Below are 16,772 nucleotides of genomic sequence, written 5' to 3'. Positions count from 1 at the left end.
GCAAAAATGGTACAGACGCCAACGGCGGGTGTACTGTTTTTGTGGGTGTGCAGGGATAGCCGCGTAAGCGGCGCAAGGGGTGCAGCCCCTTGTTGCGGCAAAGCCGCCAATGTCGGTCAGAGAGGGAAGCAAGCGGCTTTCTCTCTGTGCCGACAAGCCCTCGGCAGAGCGCACGCACCCGTAAGGGTGTATAAGTGCGCCCTTTGTGCCAAAGGGATTATTCGCTTTTCCCGCCCTTGGTGCGTTTTTTCAGATAAGCCCGCGCTTCCTCGCTCGTCAAGGCAAGCCGGAGAAAGGCGGCGGCTTCCTCGTCGGTCATGGTCTTGGCTTCCGGCACAATGCTCTCAAAGACCGCACCCCGGACGATCAGCCGATGGCTGCGCGTCCTGCGTTCCTCTTGGGATAACTTTTGCCGCAACACCTTTTCCCGGTTTTCAAGCTGCCGGATTTTCTTCTTCCCGTCCTCAATCTCGGCTTGCAATTCCTCGCGGTTTTTTTCTCTCGGTTTCGTCATGGGTGGTCACTCCTTTCTACCTGTCGGCATAGAAAAAGGACAGTCGATTTCCTCGGCTGTCCTTTTGATTAGGGTGTTTGGTTTACTCCGTTCTGCTCAATAAATGGGAATATTAAATATCAATACGCCCTTTAATACATTCCTATTAAAACATCAGCTTCGATTGTCAAATGTGTGAGAGTACGCCAATCAACGCAATCTTTTTCAACGCAAAAGAGAAGCGGCGTCATTTCAATAAACGACATTCTTTGTTCTGATGACAACTGTACGGTGGCTGAAACCGTTTCTCTTGAAATGGTTTTAAGATATTTCTCAAAATATTCAACGACAGACTCATTTGAATAATCTGGATTTTTCAAGTGTGCTTGCACTTTAGTCCTGATTTCCCTCAAATGATTTTTCGTAGGAATTACTTTCACAACATATCCGTTAGGAGATAGCAATCGCTGAAATTCTTTGTAGTGTGCAGGCGAAAATATGTCTAAAATACAATCCATACTTCCGTCTTTCAAAGGGATTTTTGATAAGTCAGTAACAAACCACTTCACTGCTTTGCGCTTGTCTTTTTTTGATGCAATCTGTATTGCCTCCCTTGACAAGTCAAAGGCAAAGATGTTTCGTTCTGTTCTTTGCTGTATCTGCCTTGCATAGAAACCCTCGCCGCAACCAACATCTAAAATGTTTCTTATAGATGGCGTATCAGAAATAAACTGTATGATTTTCTCCAACACAACATCATACATGCCATACTCCAAAATTTGGTGCCGGTTGTCAAAAGACCGCTTGCTGTAGTTGGTTTTGGGCGATGATTTTAACAACAAATTTACATACCCATATCTTGAAATATCAAAGCAATGTCCATGTCTACAAATTAGGCTATTGCCTTGTATATCCATTGATTTTGTGCAAATTGGGCATTGAAAATAAACCTTGCTGTCTGCAAAGCGTGATAAATTATTATTCATTTGTTTTTCCTCCGTAATTACATCTCTGCTTCAATAAGCGAGTTATGCAATACGGATAACCGCAACATAACTCGCGGTTTTATCTTAATCTCATAAATGTAACCATTGTGTTGTCCTCCAATCAATTCCGCAGTATTACTCTGCTTTTAGAAAAAGTATAGCACAAAACTATGAACATTTCCACTCTATTTCAGCCTGTCGGCGGCGTTGCTCTCTCTGGCGTACCGCCGCGCCGCTTCCCGCCGTTCCTCGCTGTATGGGGCGGTCAGACGGAAAGAGAAGCGGCCTTTCTCAATGTCAAACTCCATGCAGCCCGTTTCCGGGTCTGCGTCGGTCTGGCGGCACACATCGGGGTGCTGCTCGGCATAGGCGGCAAGCCGCTTCTTCAAGTCGGTATTGTGGGTACGGATATGGATCAACGGGTCTTTCTCATCAAACCAGATGTCTGTGGTCTTTTTTTGCTTGGGAAGCCCTGTTCGCATAAACTCTCCTTTCTGCGCCCCTGTTATGCAATAGGGGCATTTTTCGGGTGTTTTCTCCGGCTCTTGACTTGGAGAAAACGGCGTTTTTGACGATAAAAACCGCCCGGACGGGGAATGTATCGTCGGGGCGGCTGTTATCGCAAAATTTCCGATTTTTCCGGCTCTTGACCGTCCTGCAAGCTGTCGGCAAGTATCACTTTGAGCAGCTTGTCGCGGAATGTTTCTGTGCCGCTGTGATTGAAAAACAATTCCGCAACGATGGTCTGTCCGTTCTTCTGTGTCGTGATGATACTGTCGGGGGTCTGTTCTGCCATAGGCGGCTCCTTTCTCCGGGCGCGAAAAAGGGATTTCCCGTAGCCCGGAAAATCCCTCTTAGTTGTCGGTATTCTGTTTTACTGTGCGGGTGCTGCGGCGGCGGCCTGCGCCTTTCTCCTTGCCCGGTATTCCCGCGCTTTCATGCGGTCATATTCCCGTTGCTTTTCAAGGTTTCGCGCCCGGTACTCCCTTGAATACTGCCGGTGGTAGGCGCGGCTCTTTTCCTTTTGGGCTTCTTCGATTTCCTCCCGCATTTGCCGGACTTCCTGCTCCGTAGGCTCTGCAAGCTGCGTCACTTCGTTCTCAAATCTGCCGATATAGTTAAAATATATCCCGATGTGCTGAACAGCCTGTTTTGCCCTTTTCTTGTCGCGCTCATGCACTTCAATCCGGCTGATAAACTCGTTGAGAATGGCGGGGGTCAGGTCAGTAAAGGCGGCATAGCGTTCCGTCAGCTTCAAAAACTTCTGCGCCCGCCCTCCCGCGTTCTCATAAGCGGATAGCTGCTCTTGGAGTGTGGCAAGCTCCGTTTTCAGTGTGTAGTATTCTTCCGAATATTTTTGCGACATTTGCTCATAGCGGTCTTGCGGGATAGTGCCGAGGGCGTTGTCCTCATAGAGCTTATTCAGCACCTTGTCAATCTGTTCAAGGCGTGTCGTGATTTGCGGGATACGTTTCTGCTGCTTCTTGGTCTGGTCGGTCTGCTGCATGGCAAGGTTCTTTTTCACTAAGGCTTCAAACTCCGCCCGGTTGCTGATAGAGTAGTCCTCGATTTTCTTCAGCACTTCCGCGACGGTCTGCATGAGCAAGTCCGCGTCGATGATGTGTGGGGAATGGCACTTGGGGTTTTTGGCTTTCCCCTTGTGATACTCGCTGCAATAGGCAACATGCCGCTTGCCGCCGTTCCTGTAATCTATGCGGATGTGCATTTTTGCGCCGCAATCCTTACAGAAAAGCAAGCCCGACAAAGGGTGGATTTCCCCGTCCCCGTTGGGGCGTCTGACGGGCGCGTTTTCCAAAATCCGCTGTGCGGTTTCAAAGTCGGCGCGGTCAATAATCGGCTCATGCACATTTTCGGTTATCTGCCATTGGCTCCGGTCTACATAGTGGTTCCGCTTGTCCCGGAAATGCTTTGTAGTCTTGAAGTTGACTACATCGCCGCAATACTCCTGCCGCGTGAGGATATGGGTCAAGGTGACTTTGTTCCACTTGTAGCGGTTATCCTCATTGAGCGCCTTGTTTTTACACGTTCCCCGTCCCCGGTCTTTCATGTAGAAAGTAGGGGTAGGGATTTGCTCCTGCGTCAGATATACGGCGATTTGGTTGCGGTTCTTCCCGCCGATAAACAGACGGAAAATAAGGCGCACAACCTCGGCGGCTTCCTCGTCGATTATCCAAAAATCCTTGTTGTCCGGGTCTTTCATATAGCCGTAGGGGGCTTCGGTGGCAATCGGCTTTCCGCTCATGCCCTTCGTTTTAATGCCGGTCTTTACTTTCTTGCTGATGTCCTTTGCGTACCACTCCGACATGATGTTGATAAAGGGCGCAAACTCCAATGTGTCGGGCTTCTCGCTGTCTATCCCGTTGTTGACCGCGATAAAGCGCACATTGTTCCGTCTGAATATCTCCATAGCGTTGCCAACTTGGAGATAGTCGCGCCCCCAGCGCGTCAGGTCTTTCATAATGCAGACACCGATTTTTCCGTTTTCTACATCGTCCATCATGCGGGAATAGGCAGAACGGTCAAAAAATCTGCCGCTTTCGTCATCGTCAATGTAGTGCCGGATATTGGTTAAGTGCTGTCCTCTGGCATAGTTCTCCAAAAAGATTTTTTGGTTCTGTATGCTGTTGCTCTCACCGCCGTCCCTGTCCTCGTCGCCCACGGAAAGGCGGGAGTAAAGGGCGGTAATTTTGCTATAATCAGTCATGTGCATAACCTCCTGTGCGTCCATGTAGGTGTCCTTTACACTTAAAATTATGCACTCCAGCGGGCGGAGCCGTACTCCATACCGTGCCGGTACTTCTTGGCGTTCTTGCTCTTGAGATAGACCGCAAGCCGCAGGCCACCACCGCAGCACAGACCCACCAGCAGGTCCAGAGGGTGCAAGCTGGGCCACCAGCTTGCCAGTGCCACCGGCAGCGCGGAGAAGAACGAGAGCATTTTTGCCGAAGCGTCCGCACCCACGGCCATCCGCCATCCTTCACCGAAGTTGGTGGCGAACAGTCCCATCAGGATATACGGCATATTCAGCAAAAGGAGCTTTTTGATGTCAAGCGGCTTTTTCATCGTTCCAGCTCCTTCCGCTTGTTCCGGTCCACGACGGCGTGTTTCACCAGCTCTTTGAACTGGCTCAGCTTTGCCAGCACGGACGGACGCTCTGTTTTCTGCGCCTTTCTGACCTTCTTGCCGGTGTACTCGGTAAAGGCAGCGGTCAGGGCATCCGCATCCCGGCCTTTGAAAAAGATCAGGTACTTGGGCGGGGAGCTGCTGCGGTCCTTCTTCACCGCATAGTCAACGCCGTATTTCCGGGCGATCTTCTCAAACTCCTTGATGGAGGTGTCGGTGATCTCGATGTTGGAAACGCCCTGATTCTGGCCGATCAGCTGCTTCACCGTCTGTTTGCCGTGGGGAATCACGGGGGTATCCCGGCTTTTCTGCTTTTGCAGCTTCTTTTCCTTGCGGTGGGCAAGGTACTTGGTGATGGCGGCCTTAAACAGCCGCCCGGTAAACTTTGTTCCGCTAACTACCAGCGTCAAAGTCCTGTTTTCCACTTCCTCCTGCATAGGTCATCGCCTCCTTTCCACGGATTTTGCAGGGGTGGCGCTTGATACTAAGGCGGGACCACCAGCCGCCGCAGCAGGTATTTCATCATGGCAGGCTCCTTTCAACGCAGCTGGTCGGAGCGGTCATAGTACAGATGCCCCTGGCGCACCTTGGCATGGCTGAGAATCTTGATGTGGCCCTTTTCCTGGTTCTCCAGGCTTTTCTGGTATCCGGCCTCCGTCAGAAACAGGCGGGTCCGTTCGCCTTTCCAGCCCACCGGCGAATCGTGGGTCAGCACATCGAAGATAATCATGTGCCGGGTGTTCTCGGCAAACCGTTGCAAATCCATGTATTCGTGGCCGTGGTAGTTCTGCGCCCCGGCCTTGAGGCGCATTTCCTCCAGCAGCTGGCCCACGGTCTTACGCTCAGGCATGGCGCGCACCTCCTTTCCCGCGCCCCTGGCCCTTCACGGTCAGGATGCCGTCCAGGGTGGTGGCGGTGATCCGCAGGCGCTCGGCGGTGGCAATGTCATTCTTCACGGTCTCGTCGATACCGTGGCCGCAGACCACCAACACATGGGACCGGCGCAGGTAGTCCCGCGCCATATCCAGCCCGTCCTTGTGTTCCTGGGGAATCTCGTCCTTGAGGAAGGTGGGCAGGAACAGCACCGGGCAGATGGGCGAATACCCGGCGTCGTACACCTGACGACAGTAGGCCGCAGCGTTCTCGGCGTTCTCGTACTGGCTGTTGCTCCAGGGAGCCGTAATGTAAGCAAGGGGTCGTTTCATGGCAAAATCCTTTCTCCCGGTGTGCCCGGGCAGCACAAAAGCGGCTGTTTACCAGCCGCCTGCGTACATATCGTGGTTGACCTGTGCGGTGTAGTGATTGCTGATCGTGGTCGGCGCATTGAACAGCACCGCAAGCAGATACTGCTTCATGTTGCGGATTTCGGTGGTGTTGTTCCGCAGGCACTCCATGACAAACTCGATGTGGGAGCTGTCCAGCTTCAAAAAACGGGAGCGGACTACCTCATGGGGGAAGTCGCTTCCAGCGATCCGGGTGGTTTTCCGCTTGGCGCAGACGGTCTCCACCATCAGCTCCACAATCTCGTCCAGGTCCTCCCGGTAGGTGGTAAACTCCCGGCACAGGTGGTCATACTCGATGTTCTCCAGAATCAAATCCCGATAACTTTCCATCTCTGTGAGTGACATCGCATCCCTTCCTTTCCGTTCCGGCAGCTGTGCTGCCGCGGGCTCCCGGAAGGGAATGGAATCGGTACTTGATCCATGAGTAATTGATTTTTGGGTATTTGATTTCTCTATATTTAATTCTGCGGGCTTTTCCGTATCCGGTTTATCCAGATACGGGTTTTCCGTATCTGGTGAAGCCGTATCTGGTGCATCCGTATCCGGCTGGGGCGTTTCCGGCTGTCGGGGCTGGGGCTGCTCATATATGACATACTCGGTGTCGCTGATCCGACCCTGCCGGTCCCGCAGCTGGTGACGCACGATGTAACCGGCAGTTTCCAGCTCCCGCAGCGCATTCCCGATGGCGTCCACGCCCTCCTTGCAGATTTTTGCAAGGCCACGGGTGGTATAGTTCCAGTCATCCGGCAGGGACAGCATCATGGAAAGTAACCCTTTTGCCTTCAGGGACAATTCATGGTTCCGCAGGTGATGATTGCTCATAACCGTATAGTCGCGGGTTCTTTCAATCCGAAAGACCGCCATTGACTTCACTCCTTTCTGTTCTCAGGGCATGAAAAAAGCCACAATCTTTCGTAAAAAAGACTGTGGCGTTCAGCTGTTCTTGGTTTTCGTGTTCTTCCGGGGCCGGTAGGGACGCTTGGGCAGCGGCGGCTGGTCGAACAACGAATCATGCCCCGAAAACGGGAGGGTCTGCAAAACCCGGTCAATGTCGGTGGATTCCATGTCATACAGAGACTGGCAGTTTTCCCGGATAGCATCCTTGATGCTCTGGACAGTACACATATTCATTCCTTTCCTTTCGTGGTAATGGCAGATTTACGAGTGGCGGCGGCGCTTGTCCGGCTTGAAGTCGAGGACATGGCCCTCAATCACATGGGCATACCGCTTGACTTTGATTTCCCGGCGCTTCTGGCTTACGAGGGCGGCCTGATACCCGTCCTCGGTGAGAAACAGCCGCATTTCATCGCCGGGGCTACCGTAGGAACAGGGACGCAGGATGGAAAACTCGATCATCCAGCGGGTGTTATCCTGAAAACGCTCTACGGCCAAAATGTTGTGTCCTTTCAGCTCACGGGCTGAAATATCCCTCATAGGCGGCTCCTTTCATCGTTCCTGGTCTCTCTGGCGCTTCTTCTGCCACCCCTCCAGCAGCTTGATGATGGTCTCCTGCATCCGCTGGGGCGTGTAGCTCTTGGGAAAATACTTCCGCAGGATGTCAGCAGAAAGGGTCACTTTGTCGAGATCGCTTTTCTTTTCCTCGCCCATAATGACGCGCATCATATCGAGGGTCAGATGTCCCTCCTGGCTGTATTTCTTGAGCCGCTGGGCCTGGGAGAGAGAGGGGGTAGCCTGTTCGCTGTCCATCGCGTCCAGCAAGTCCCGCTGTTCCTCTTTTTTGAGGAAAGACAGCTCATAGGCCGGATTGAGCGCGATTTTCTTTTCATCCACCATATCCAGCAGTTCGGGAATCAGCTCTGTCAGGCGGATATAGCGGAAAATCTGATTTTTACTCTGGCCGACCTGTTCAGCCAAAAGCTCGCTGGACTTCTTTCCAGCAGACTTGTTCCCAACTTGGGAACAAGTTAAATCCATGCGCTCACCTTGGTGCTTCATAGCCTCCAGCTTCATCTTGTAGGCAAAGGCCCTCTCGCTGGGGAGCAGGCTTTCTCGCTGCAAGTTGCTGTCCACCATGATGATGGTAGCGGCGTCATCGTCCAAGTCCCGGACAATTACAGGCATGGTTTCTTTCTCGGCCAGCTCACTGGCCCGGTGTCTCCTGTGACCGGCCACCAGCTCATAGCCGCCCTCCGGGTCCGGGCGGGCAATCGCCGGAACCAGAACACCATACTGCCGAACGCTGTCGGCGGTCTCCATCATGGCCTCGTCATCCTTGACTTTGAAGGGGTGGTTCTTGAAAGGATGCAGCTCAGACAGCGGGATTTCGCGTACTTTTTCCAGCTTGGCATCCTGGCGGCTTTCCTCGGTGGAAAACAAGTCATCGTATGGAGCCAGCTCTACTTTTTTCGCGCTGCTTTTCAAGTTTTATCACCTCCTGGGTCAGATTTTTGTACCCCTCGGCCACCTTGCCATTGGGGTCATGGGCAAAAATGCTCTTGCCCTCGGCGCTGATTTCCTTTGCCCGGACAGAATGGGGAATTTCGGTGCCGAACACCTTGATTTTGCTGCCGTAGGTCTCTCGCAGCAGAGCGGCGATTTCCTTGGCAAAGTTGGTGCGGTTGTCTACCATCGTCATCAATATACCGTCGATCTGGAGCTTGGGGTTGATCTGCCGCTTCACCTTGTTTACGGTCTGGAGCAGCTGTTCCAGGCCCTTGGCGGGCAGGTACTCCGCCTGAACGGGGATTATGACCCTGTTGGCGGCGGCCAGGGCGTTGACCGTGAGCATACCCAGGGAGGGCTGACAGTCAATCAGGATATGGGAATACTGTCCCTTGAGCGTGTCCAGATACTGCCGCAGGATGGTCTCTCGGCTCATGGCGTTCACCAGGGAGACCTCCATGCCGGAGAGCTGGATGTCGGCGGGCATCAGGTCAACGCCTTCCGGATGGTGCAGGATACCCTCGCCGGGGCGTAGCGGCTCGTCCATCAGGATACGGCCCATCGCGTCGGACAGGGTAAAGGGCAGCTTGTCCGGCTGGGGGTGGCCCAGGCTGATGGTCAGGCTGCCTTGCGGGTCCCCGTCGATCAGCAGCACTTTCTTTCCGGCCTGCGCCAGCCCAATCCCCAGGTTCGCGCAGGTGGTTGTCTTGCCAACGCCGCCTTTCTGGTTGGCGATGGCGATGATTTGCGTGTTCAATGACTTCACCTCATTTCTAAATTGTTCTATGGCTTCTGGAAATAGAAAAAGCCGCCACTTCAAAAATTGAAAGTGACGGCCTTTTCTTATCCCGGAATGAAATTCCCCGGAAATGCAAAAAGTGCCCAGTAAAAAATACTGAGCGCTTGGCGATTAAATTTATTCTCTTTTGTTCAAATTAGGTCAGATTCAGACAAACCGTTTTCACGGAAAAGGTATTTTGGAGATGTATAAATAAACATCCCCTTAGCAGCCCAAAATCACGTCTCGGTTGTCCTATTTTTTAACCCATAAGCCCTCTTTTGGGGGTGGTTGTCCACCATTTAACCCATAGAAAATGGGTTAAAAGAGGCTTCGTTCTGTCAAATTGCATCAAACCATTTGAAAAGGAAAAACCCCGGAAACCGCGTAGTTCCGGGGTTTTTGACCACTTTTGATAAAGTTTAGCGCTTGCTGAACTGGGGAGCGCGACGGGCAGCCTTGAGGCCGTACTTCTTGCGCTCCTTCATGCGAGGATCGCGGGTGAGGAAGCCGGCGGACTTCAGAGCGGGACGGAACTCGGGGTTCATCTCCAGCAGGGCGCGGGCCACACCGTGACGGATGGCGCCGGCCTGGCCGGTCACGCCGCCGCCGGTGACGGTGGCGACGATGTCCACCTTGCCCAGGGTGTCGGTGGCAGCCAGAGGCTGACGGACCAGCAGCTTCAGGGTCTCCAGACCGAAGTACTCGTCCAGGTCGCGGCCGTTGATGGTGATGGCGCCGGTGCCGTTGGGGAAGAGATGCACGCGGGCCACGGAGGACTTCCGGCGGCCGGTGCCGTACAGATAAGGCTTCTTGCTCTTATACATTCTCGTTTACCTCCTGCGTTAGTCGAAGACCCAGGGCTCGGGCTTCTGGGCGGTCTGCTGATGCTCCGCGCCGCGGTAGATGTGCAGGCGGGTCAGAGAGTCCTTGGTGATGATGTTGCGGGGCATCATGCCGCGCACGGCCAGCTTCATGGCCAGCTCGGGCTTCTCCTGCATCAGCAGGCGGTACTTGGTCTCGTGCAGGCCGCCGGGATAGCCGGAATGGGTGCGGTAGAACTTCTGCTCCAGCTTCTTGCCGGTGAGGACGGCCTTCTCGGCGTTGATGATGACGACATAGTCGCCGCAGTCGGCGTGGGGGGTGTACTCGGGCTTATGCTTGCCCCGCAGCAGGGTGGCGGCGGCAGCGGCGGTCTTGCCCAGGGGCTTGCCGGCCGCATCCAGCACATACCACTTGCGGACGATGTTCCCCTTATTGGCCATAAAAGTGGACATGGTGAAACCTCCAATTTTGGTTTTCTTGCGCATTTCCAGAAACCAGACAAAGGCCGGCGGAGCCGGCCTTTCGCTCGTCTCCAGAAACGCGCTCAAATTTTCGCTTTACAGAACAGGCGCCCCGCGTGTAGAATAATACCTGCACAACGGAGCATCAGCAATTATATTACAGGGTTTAACCCCTGTCAAGGCGTTTTCCGCTTTCTTTTGGTTATAAAGTGAAAAGCTTCTCTTTTCTCTTTTTTTCTTTTGAAAGCTCCGTTATACTCTTTTTTGATTTTTGATTTTTCCGGCGGGAAAAGTTCCGCCTTTTCTGTGGAGGAATGAACATGGAACAGATCTTGTCCTACGTGCGCCGCTGCGTGGAGGACTATGATATGATCGCCCCCGGCGACCGGGTGGCGGTGGGGGTGTCGGGCGGCAAGGACTCCCTGGTCCTGCTGGCCGCCCTGGCCCGGCTCAAGGAGTTCTATCCCAAGCCCTTTACCGTGGAGGCCATCACCCTGGATATGGGCACCGGCATGGATTTTGCCCCCGTGACCGCATACTGCGCCTCCATCGGCGTGCCCTATACCTGCATCAAAACCGAAATCGCCCACATCATCTTCGACGTGCGCAAGGAGAAGAACCCCTGCTCCATGTGCGCCAAGATGCGCCGGGGCGCGTTACATAACGCCATGAAAGAGCGGGGCCTCCATAAGATCGCCCTGGGCCATCACTTCGACGACGCCGTGGAGACCTTTTTCCTCTCCCTCTTTTATGAGGGCCGCATCTCCTGCTTCCAGCCCGTCACCTGGCTGGACCGCACCCGGATTACCCAGATCCGCCCCCTGCTCTACTGCAACGAGCGCCACGTAGCCAACGTGGCCCGAAAGGAGGGGCTGCCGGTGGTGTTCAACCCCTGTCCCGCCGACGGCTCCACCAAGCGCCAGGAGGTCAAGGAATTGGTCTATGAGCTGAGCGGACGGTATCCCAACCTGAAAAGCCGGGTCTTTGGGGCCATGCAGCGCCTGCCCCTCCCCGCCTGGGGGCCGGTGGAGCACCGCCGGATGCCTCCCCTGGAGGAAAGCGAGGGACCGGTATGCTGAAGGTGCTCCACGGGGCGGATTTTCACCTGGACGCCCCCTTCCGCGCCCTGCCCCCCGAAAAGGCCGCCCAGCGCCGGGAGGAGCAGCGGGACCTCCTCCTCCGCCTGGCCGACACCGTCCGGGAACAGGGGGTGGAGCTGGTGCTGCTGGCCGGCGACCTGCTGGACAGCGAGCAGATCTACGGTGAGACCGCCCAGCTGCTGGCCCGGGCCCTGGGCAGCATGGGCGTTCCCGTGTTTTTGGCCCCGGGCAACCACGATTTCTGGTCCCCCCGCTCCCCCTATGCCCGCATCCAGTGGCCGGAAAACGTCCACATCTTCCACACCGCCCAGGCGGAGGCAGTTCCCCTCCCCCGGCTGGGCTGTACCGTCTACGGCGCCGCCTTTACCGCGCCCGCCCGGGCCGACCGGGTACTGGAGGGCTTCCGTGCGGAGGGAGAGGGGCTGCGGCTGATGGTCCTCCACGGCTCCACCGAGCCCACCGACCGCTACGGACCGGTGCCCGCCGCGGACATCGCCGCCAGCGGCCTGGATTACCTGGCTCTGGGACACGTCCACACCGCCAGCGGCCTCAACCGAACCGGGGATACCTGGTGGGCCTATCCGGGCTGCCCGGAGGGCCGGGGCTTTGACGAGACCGGCGACAAGGGCGTCTATTGCCTGGAGATCGACAAGGGACAGGTGCGGGAGACCTTTCTTCCGCTGTGCCGCCGGCGCTATGTGGAAAAAGAGGCGGACCTGGCCGGGCGGCCCGCCGCCGAGGTCCTGGACGCTCTCCTCCCCCGGGAGGAGAGCCCCGACTGCTGGCGGGTTACCCTCACCGGCGAGCGGGGCGAGGAGGAGCCCGACCTCCGGGCCCTGGAGGCCATGGCCAAGTCCCGCTGTTACAGCCTGACCCTGCGGGACCGCACCCGGCTGCGCCGCGCGCTGTGGGACAGAGCCCAGGAGGATACCCTCACCGGACTTTTTCTCCGGGCCATGGCCAAACGCAGGGACCAGGCCCGGGATGAGACACAACAGACCGCCGTGGAGGAGGCCGTGCGCTTCGGCCTGGCGGCCCTGGAGCATCGGGAGGACCCGAAATGAACATCAAGGAATTACACGCCACCTTCGGCGGCCTGGAGCGCCGCACCCTCCGGCCAGGACCGGGACTTACCGTCATCCAGGCCCCCAACGAGGGGGGAAAATCCACCTGGTGCGCCTTTTTGAGGGCCATGTTCTACGGCATCCCCACCCGGGAGCGGGACAAGCAGGGGACCATCGCCGAAAAAAACCGCTACCAGCCCTGGAGCGGCGCGGCGATGGAGGGAGAGATGCGCCTCACCTGGCAGGGACGGGACATCCTCCTCCGGCGGGGGCCCAGAGGCAGCGCCCCCTTCGGACTGTTTCAGGCCGTGGACGCCGCCACCGGCGCCCCCATTCCCCAGCTCACCGGCAGCGGCGAGGACCTGACGGGGGTGTCCAGAGCGGTCTATGAGCGCTCGGCCTTCATCGGACAGGGGCGGGCCGCCGTGGACGCCGCCCCCGATCTGGAAGCCCGCATTGCCGCCCTGGTCTCCACCGGCGAGGAGGAGGTGTCCTACTCCCAGGTGGAGCGGCAGCTCAAAGCCTGGCAGAACCGGCGGAAATACCGGCAGACCGGCCTGATCCCCACGTTGGAAGAGGAGGAGCGGCAGCTATGCGCCCTTCTGGCCCAGCAGGAGGCGGCGGGCGAACGGATGCGCCGGGCCGCCGACGCCGCCGCGGACCTGCGCCGGGAACAGGGCCTGCTCCAGCGGGAGGAGGCGGCCTACCGCCTCCGGGCCGACAGCCGCCGCCGCCAGGTGTGGGAGGAGGCCCAGGCCGAACAGACCGCCGCGGAGCGAGACTTTCAGCGCATCCGACAGGCCCTCTTCCAGGACGGACCCACCCCGGAACGGGAGACGGTGCGGGACCTCCAGGAGGAGCTGGCCGCCGTGCGCAGCCTCACCCAGGAGGGCAGACACACCGACGCCCTCCGGGCCACCTGCGTGGAACAGGCCAGACAGGCCCACCACCGCCTGGACCAGGAGCGGTTTTTCACCGGCATGGACCCCGACGAGGCCCGCTATACCGCCCGGCGGGACGCGGCCCAGGCGGCGCCCCGGCAGACCCGCGCCGTCGCGCTGCCGCTGGCGCTGCTGATTTTGGCGGCGGTCTGCGCCGTGGGCGGCGGGGTGTGGTCCCCCTGGCTCTTCCTCCCCGGCGTCCTGCTGGCCGGCGGGGGCGTGCTTTTGCTGTGGCGGACCCTTCGGGAAAACCGGAGCCGCCTCCGCCGCCAGCGGGAGCTCCTCCGCCGCTACGGCGTGGACCGGGGGGAGGAGATCCTCCGCCTGGCCGAGGATTACGCCGCCCGCTGGGAGGAGGCCGCCAGGGCCGACGAGACCATGGAACGTACCATTACCCGGGTGGATGTCATCCGCCGGGAACGGGACAGCCGCTGGATCAACCTCCTGAGCACCGTCCGCGCCTTCGCGCCCGGCGCCAAGGACCCGGTCACCGTGTCCGCCGCCCTCTCCCGGGCCCTCTTTCTGCGGGAAAAGTACCAGCAGGCCGCCCAGCGCCTGGAGAGCGCCCGCAAGCTGGCCCAAACGCTGCCCCCGCCCGAGGAGCCGGAGGAGGACGGCGGGTTTCAGCCCCGCTATGACCTGGAAGAGACCAGGGCCCGGCTCTCCCGCACGGCGGCGGCCCTCACCCAGGCCCAGCGGGAGGAGGCCCAGGCCGGCGGCGAACTGGCCGCTCTGGGCAGTCCCGCCGAGACCCAGGCCCGGCTGGAGGAACTCCGCGCCCAGCTCCAAAGCCGCCGGGCGGAGTACGACGCCCTCGGACTGGCGCTGGACGGCCTCAAGGAGGCCTACGACGCCCTCCAGGCCCGGTTTTCCCCCGCCCTCAACCGCCGGGCCGGGGCACTGCTGGCCCAGCTCACCGGCGGAAAATACGACTCCGTTACCGTGGCCCGGGATTTTTCCGCCCAGGTCCGGGCGGAGGGGGAGATCCTGCCCCACGCCGCCGCGGCCCTCTCCCAGGGCACGGTGGACCAGCTCTATCTGGCCGTCCGCCTGGCCGTCTGCGAGCTGGCACTCCCCGCCGGCGACCCCGTCCCCCTGGTTCTGGACGACGCCCTGGCCAACTTCGACGACCACCGGGCCCGGCTGGCCCTGGACTGCCTGCTCCAGCTGGCCGGAGAGCGGCAGATCCTCCTCTTTACCTGCCACAGCCGGGAGGCCCATTACCTGGCCGGCCGGCCGGATGTGACCATATGCACCTTGTCAGACGAGACAAATTGAGGTAAAATGCTCCTCAAAGAAAGCGAACGCTTGAGAAAGAGAGTTGACCTCCATTGACCGCACAGTCCCAGACCTCCACCCCCCAAAAGGAATCCCTCACCAGCGTCCAGGGCCTGAGCATGGACCTGTTTTTCTGGCTCCAGGCCCTGACCGTCTGCCTCACCGTCCTCATCCTCCTCTTTACCTTCGCCGGACGGGTGGTGGGCGTCAAGGGAAACTCTATGTATCCCACCCTCCACAACGGCGATACCCTCCTGCTGCAAAGCGTGGGCTATACCCCAAGACAGGGGGACCTGGTGGTGCTCAACAAGGAATTCGGCACCTTTGACGAGCCCATCGTCAAGCGGATCATCGCCCTGGGGGGACAGACCGTGTCCATCGACTACCAGGCCGGCACCGTCTCGGTGGACGGACAGGTGCTGGATGAGCCCTACATCGCCGAGGCCATGGAGGAGCCGGGAGACATCTACCTGACCATACGGGAGCTGACCGTGCCCGAGGGCTCCGTGTTCGTCATGGGCGACAACCGCAACCACTCCTCCGACAGCCGGGACGAGCGGCTGGGCGCGGTGGACGAGCGGTACATCATCGGCAAGGCCATTATGGTGTGCTTTCCCTTCTCCGATTTCCGCCTCCTGGTCTGACCGTCCGCTGCCCCGGCAGCGGCGCCGTTTCCCCACAGCAAAAGACCCCGGACCGTCTCATAAACGGTCCGGGGCCTCTTTTTTGGGGCATTGTGGCGGGGACAGGTGCGGATCGAACACACCGGGGCGCGTCCAGCGCCCCCATCGGTTTTGAAGACCGTGGAGCTCACCAGAGTCCCTTCTGTCCCCGGAGCCATTATAGACCACCGGGTCTGTTCCGTCAATCGCCCCGGCGGAGGAGCACCCGGCCCTCCGCCACCCGGCGGGTTACCCCCGTCCGGTCCCAGTGGTCCAGCAGCACCAGCGCCCTGGCCCGGGAGAGCCCTAAGGCGTCCCGCAGCTCCCCCAAAGTACACACCCGCTTGCGGGCAAAGGCCGCCGCCAGCCGCCGTTCCCCCTCCCGCAGGCAGTGGGGCCGGACCCACTGCCCCGGCGCAATGGCGGTCAGCTCCCCGTCCAGCGCCATGCGGCGCAGGACCTGTTCCGCCTTCTCCCGCTGGCGGCCGAAGGGGGAGAGCGCCTCCTCCCGGGTGGGAGGGGTCAGTCCGCTCCGGTCGTACCGCTCCCGCAGCATCCGGCGCAGGCCCTCGTATTCCGGCGTCCATTGGACGGAAAAGCCGGGCAGCGCCACCCATTCTTCCGATAAAACCAGCCTGTATCGGGCGGCGTACCAGGACAAAAGGGCGTTCCACGCCCGGGCGGAGCCGTGGGGGAAGAGCGCGGCCCGCAGAGCCTCCCGGGCCATGCCGGGCCACAGGGGCTCCCGTTGGTGGAAGTCCTCCAGGGCGGCCCGCAGCCGCCCCCACAGAGCCGCCGCCTGACCGCCGGCCATCCACCGCCCCCCCAGCGGCAGGGCAAGACCGCGGCGTTCCAGGTCCTCCAGGGCCAGGCCGCAGTCCTCCGGCGTGAGACCGGCTCGCCGGGCCAGCTCCTCGGTTTTGGGCAGTCGGTCGCCCATCCGGGCCAGCACCGCCGCCGTCCGGGCCTCCGGCCCTCCTGCCGCCAGCACCGTCAGCAGAGCCGGGTCTGTCTTGCCCGCCGGCTGGAGGTCCAAAAGAACGCCGCCGCCCAGCGTGACCGTGGGGGAAAAAAAGCGGATGATGCAGCGGTCCCCCGCCCCCAGCGCCGCCGGACGGGAAAAGCGCAGCTGGGCAAAGCACCGCTCCCCCGGCTCCAGGGTCCGCCGGCCGGCCAGCAGCACCCGGCATACCTGGTGTTCCGACCCGTAATACACATGGAGGGCGGCATTGTGGCGCACCGGATAGGGGGCTTGTGGGAGAAGAAAAAGCTCCGCCGCCGCCCGGTCGGTTACGGTAAGACTGTCCGGTGCGGCCAGCACCGCCCCCCGGCGGACCGCCTGCCGCTCCAGCCC

General features: G+C 59.1%; 20 protein-coding genes, 1 tRNA gene and 1 pseudogene. 4 read left to right on the top strand and 18 right to left on the bottom strand.

Annotation, left to right across the window (positions count from 1 at the left end; genetic code table 11):
- Positions 1-217: 217 nt before the first annotated feature.
- The 16 genes and pseudogenes from H7U37_RS12430 to rplM all read right to left on the bottom strand — a co-directional run bounded on the left by H7U37_RS12430 (position 218) and on the right by rplM (position 10,364).
- Positions 218-514: a DUF3847 domain-containing protein gene (locus H7U37_RS12430; RefSeq protein ID WP_016147288.1), complete on the bottom strand. Its 297-nt coding sequence runs from the start codon at positions 512-514 to the stop codon at positions 218-220.
- Between the two features lie 131 nt (positions 515-645).
- Complete coding sequence (locus tag H7U37_RS12425; RefSeq protein ID WP_002584969.1) at positions 646-1,479, bottom strand: methyltransferase domain-containing protein; 834 nt, start codon at positions 1,477-1,479, stop codon at positions 646-648.
- A 185-nt stretch (positions 1,480-1,664) separates the two neighbouring features.
- Complete coding sequence (locus H7U37_RS12420) at positions 1,665-1,961, bottom strand: P-loop NTPase family protein (protein WP_005930687.1); 297 nt, start codon at positions 1,959-1,961, stop codon at positions 1,665-1,667.
- A gap of 134 nt (positions 1,962-2,095) precedes the next feature.
- Positions 2,096-2,275 carry a transposon-encoded TnpW family protein gene (locus H7U37_RS12415; protein ID WP_005930684.1) on the bottom strand — a complete coding sequence of 60 codons (180 nt, stop codon included), beginning with the start codon at positions 2,273-2,275 and terminating at the stop codon, positions 2,096-2,098.
- A 78-nt stretch (positions 2,276-2,353) separates the two neighbouring features.
- Positions 2,354-4,228 carry a recombinase family protein gene (locus H7U37_RS12410; protein ID WP_005930681.1) on the bottom strand — a complete coding sequence of 625 codons (1,875 nt, stop codon included), beginning with the start codon at positions 4,226-4,228 and terminating at the stop codon, positions 2,354-2,356.
- Positions 4,229-4,260: 32 nt separating this feature from the next.
- Positions 4,261-4,563, bottom strand: a pseudogene (locus tag H7U37_RS12405) (VirD4-like conjugal transfer protein, CD1115 family); the annotation flags it as partial.
- Positions 4,560-5,060, bottom strand: coding sequence for a PcfB family protein (locus tag H7U37_RS12400; protein WP_204876112.1), 501 nt, complete (start codon positions 5,058-5,060; stop codon positions 4,560-4,562). The gene H7U37_RS12400 and the pseudogene H7U37_RS12405, both read right to left, overlap by 4 nt.
- A gap of 101 nt (positions 5,061-5,161) precedes the next feature.
- Entirely contained in the window at positions 5,162-5,473 is a 312-nt protein-coding gene (locus tag H7U37_RS12395) for a DUF5720 family protein (RefSeq protein ID WP_204876111.1), read from the bottom strand.
- On the bottom strand, positions 5,466-5,828 hold the full coding sequence (locus tag H7U37_RS12390) for a DUF7768 domain-containing protein (RefSeq protein WP_015537377.1): 363 nt from the start codon (positions 5,826-5,828) through the stop codon (positions 5,466-5,468). The genes H7U37_RS12395 and H7U37_RS12390 overlap by 8 nt, the downstream gene beginning before the upstream one ends.
- 48 nt (positions 5,829-5,876) lie before the next feature.
- Positions 5,877-6,770 carry a DUF6017 domain-containing protein gene (locus H7U37_RS12385; protein WP_204876110.1) on the bottom strand — a complete coding sequence of 298 codons (894 nt, stop codon included), beginning with the start codon at positions 6,768-6,770 and terminating at the stop codon, positions 5,877-5,879.
- Positions 6,771-6,839: 69 nt separating this feature from the next.
- Complete coding sequence (locus tag H7U37_RS12380) at positions 6,840-7,037, bottom strand: hypothetical protein (protein WP_204876109.1); 198 nt, start codon at positions 7,035-7,037, stop codon at positions 6,840-6,842.
- A gap of 27 nt (positions 7,038-7,064) precedes the next feature.
- Positions 7,065-7,340, bottom strand: a complete 276-nt coding sequence (locus tag H7U37_RS12375) for a DUF5720 family protein (RefSeq protein ID WP_204876107.1) — start codon at positions 7,338-7,340, stop codon at positions 7,065-7,067.
- A 12-nt stretch (positions 7,341-7,352) separates the two neighbouring features.
- Positions 7,353-8,288: a ParB/RepB/Spo0J family partition protein gene (locus H7U37_RS12370; protein ID WP_169319137.1), complete on the bottom strand. Its 936-nt coding sequence runs from the start codon at positions 8,286-8,288 to the stop codon at positions 7,353-7,355.
- On the bottom strand, positions 8,245-9,066 hold the full coding sequence (locus tag H7U37_RS12365; RefSeq protein ID WP_204876106.1) for a ParA family protein: 822 nt from the start codon (positions 9,064-9,066) through the stop codon (positions 8,245-8,247). Before H7U37_RS12365 ends, H7U37_RS12370 begins: the two co-directional genes overlap by 44 nt.
- A gap of 443 nt (positions 9,067-9,509) precedes the next feature.
- Positions 9,510-9,914 (bottom strand): 30S ribosomal protein S9, encoded by a 405-nt coding sequence (rpsI, locus tag H7U37_RS12360; RefSeq protein WP_204876104.1) that lies wholly within the window; start codon positions 9,912-9,914, stop codon positions 9,510-9,512.
- Between the two features lie 18 nt (positions 9,915-9,932).
- Positions 9,933-10,364: a 50S ribosomal protein L13 gene (gene rplM / locus H7U37_RS12355; RefSeq protein ID WP_204876100.1), complete on the bottom strand. Its 432-nt coding sequence runs from the start codon at positions 10,362-10,364 to the stop codon at positions 9,933-9,935.
- A gap of 329 nt (positions 10,365-10,693) precedes the next feature.
- Here rplM and H7U37_RS12350 point away from each other — a divergent pair, with 329 nt between their 5' ends.
- Genes H7U37_RS12350 through lepB form a run of 4 tightly spaced genes read left to right on the top strand, consistent with a single transcriptional unit; the run spans position 10,694 to position 15,400 of the window.
- Positions 10,694-11,452: a tRNA lysidine(34) synthetase gene (locus tag H7U37_RS12350; protein WP_204876098.1), complete on the top strand. Its 759-nt coding sequence runs from the start codon at positions 10,694-10,696 to the stop codon at positions 11,450-11,452.
- On the top strand, positions 11,446-12,537 hold the full coding sequence (locus H7U37_RS12345; protein ID WP_204876096.1) for a metallophosphoesterase family protein: 1,092 nt from the start codon (positions 11,446-11,448) through the stop codon (positions 12,535-12,537). The genes H7U37_RS12350 and H7U37_RS12345 overlap by 7 nt, the downstream gene beginning before the upstream one ends.
- Entirely contained in the window at positions 12,534-14,756 is a 2,223-nt protein-coding gene (locus tag H7U37_RS12340; protein WP_204876094.1) for an ATP-binding protein, read from the top strand. Before H7U37_RS12345 ends, H7U37_RS12340 begins: the two co-directional genes overlap by 4 nt.
- A 53-nt stretch (positions 14,757-14,809) precedes the next feature.
- The gene (gene lepB, locus H7U37_RS12335; protein WP_338049830.1) at positions 14,810-15,400 is read left to right on the top strand and encodes a signal peptidase I; all 591 of its coding nucleotides are present in this window, start codon (positions 14,810-14,812) and stop codon (positions 15,398-15,400) included.
- Between the two features lie 93 nt (positions 15,401-15,493).
- Here lepB and H7U37_RS12330 read toward each other — a convergent pair.
- Together H7U37_RS12330 and H7U37_RS12325 are read right to left on the bottom strand one after the other, a co-directional pair.
- A tRNA-Sec gene (locus tag H7U37_RS12330) sits at positions 15,494-15,589 on the bottom strand.
- A 31-nt stretch (positions 15,590-15,620) separates the two neighbouring features.
- Positions 15,621-16,772, bottom strand: a 1,152-nt coding sequence (locus tag H7U37_RS12325; protein WP_204876091.1) for a SelB domain-containing protein, incomplete at its 5' end; no start/stop codon positions are given.

It is taken from the genome of Pseudoflavonifractor phocaeensis, assembly GCF_016901735.1.
Classification (GTDB): domain Bacteria; phylum Bacillota; class Clostridia; order Oscillospirales; family Oscillospiraceae; genus Pseudoflavonifractor_A.
This window is presented reverse-complemented; position numbering and strand designations above follow the sequence as displayed.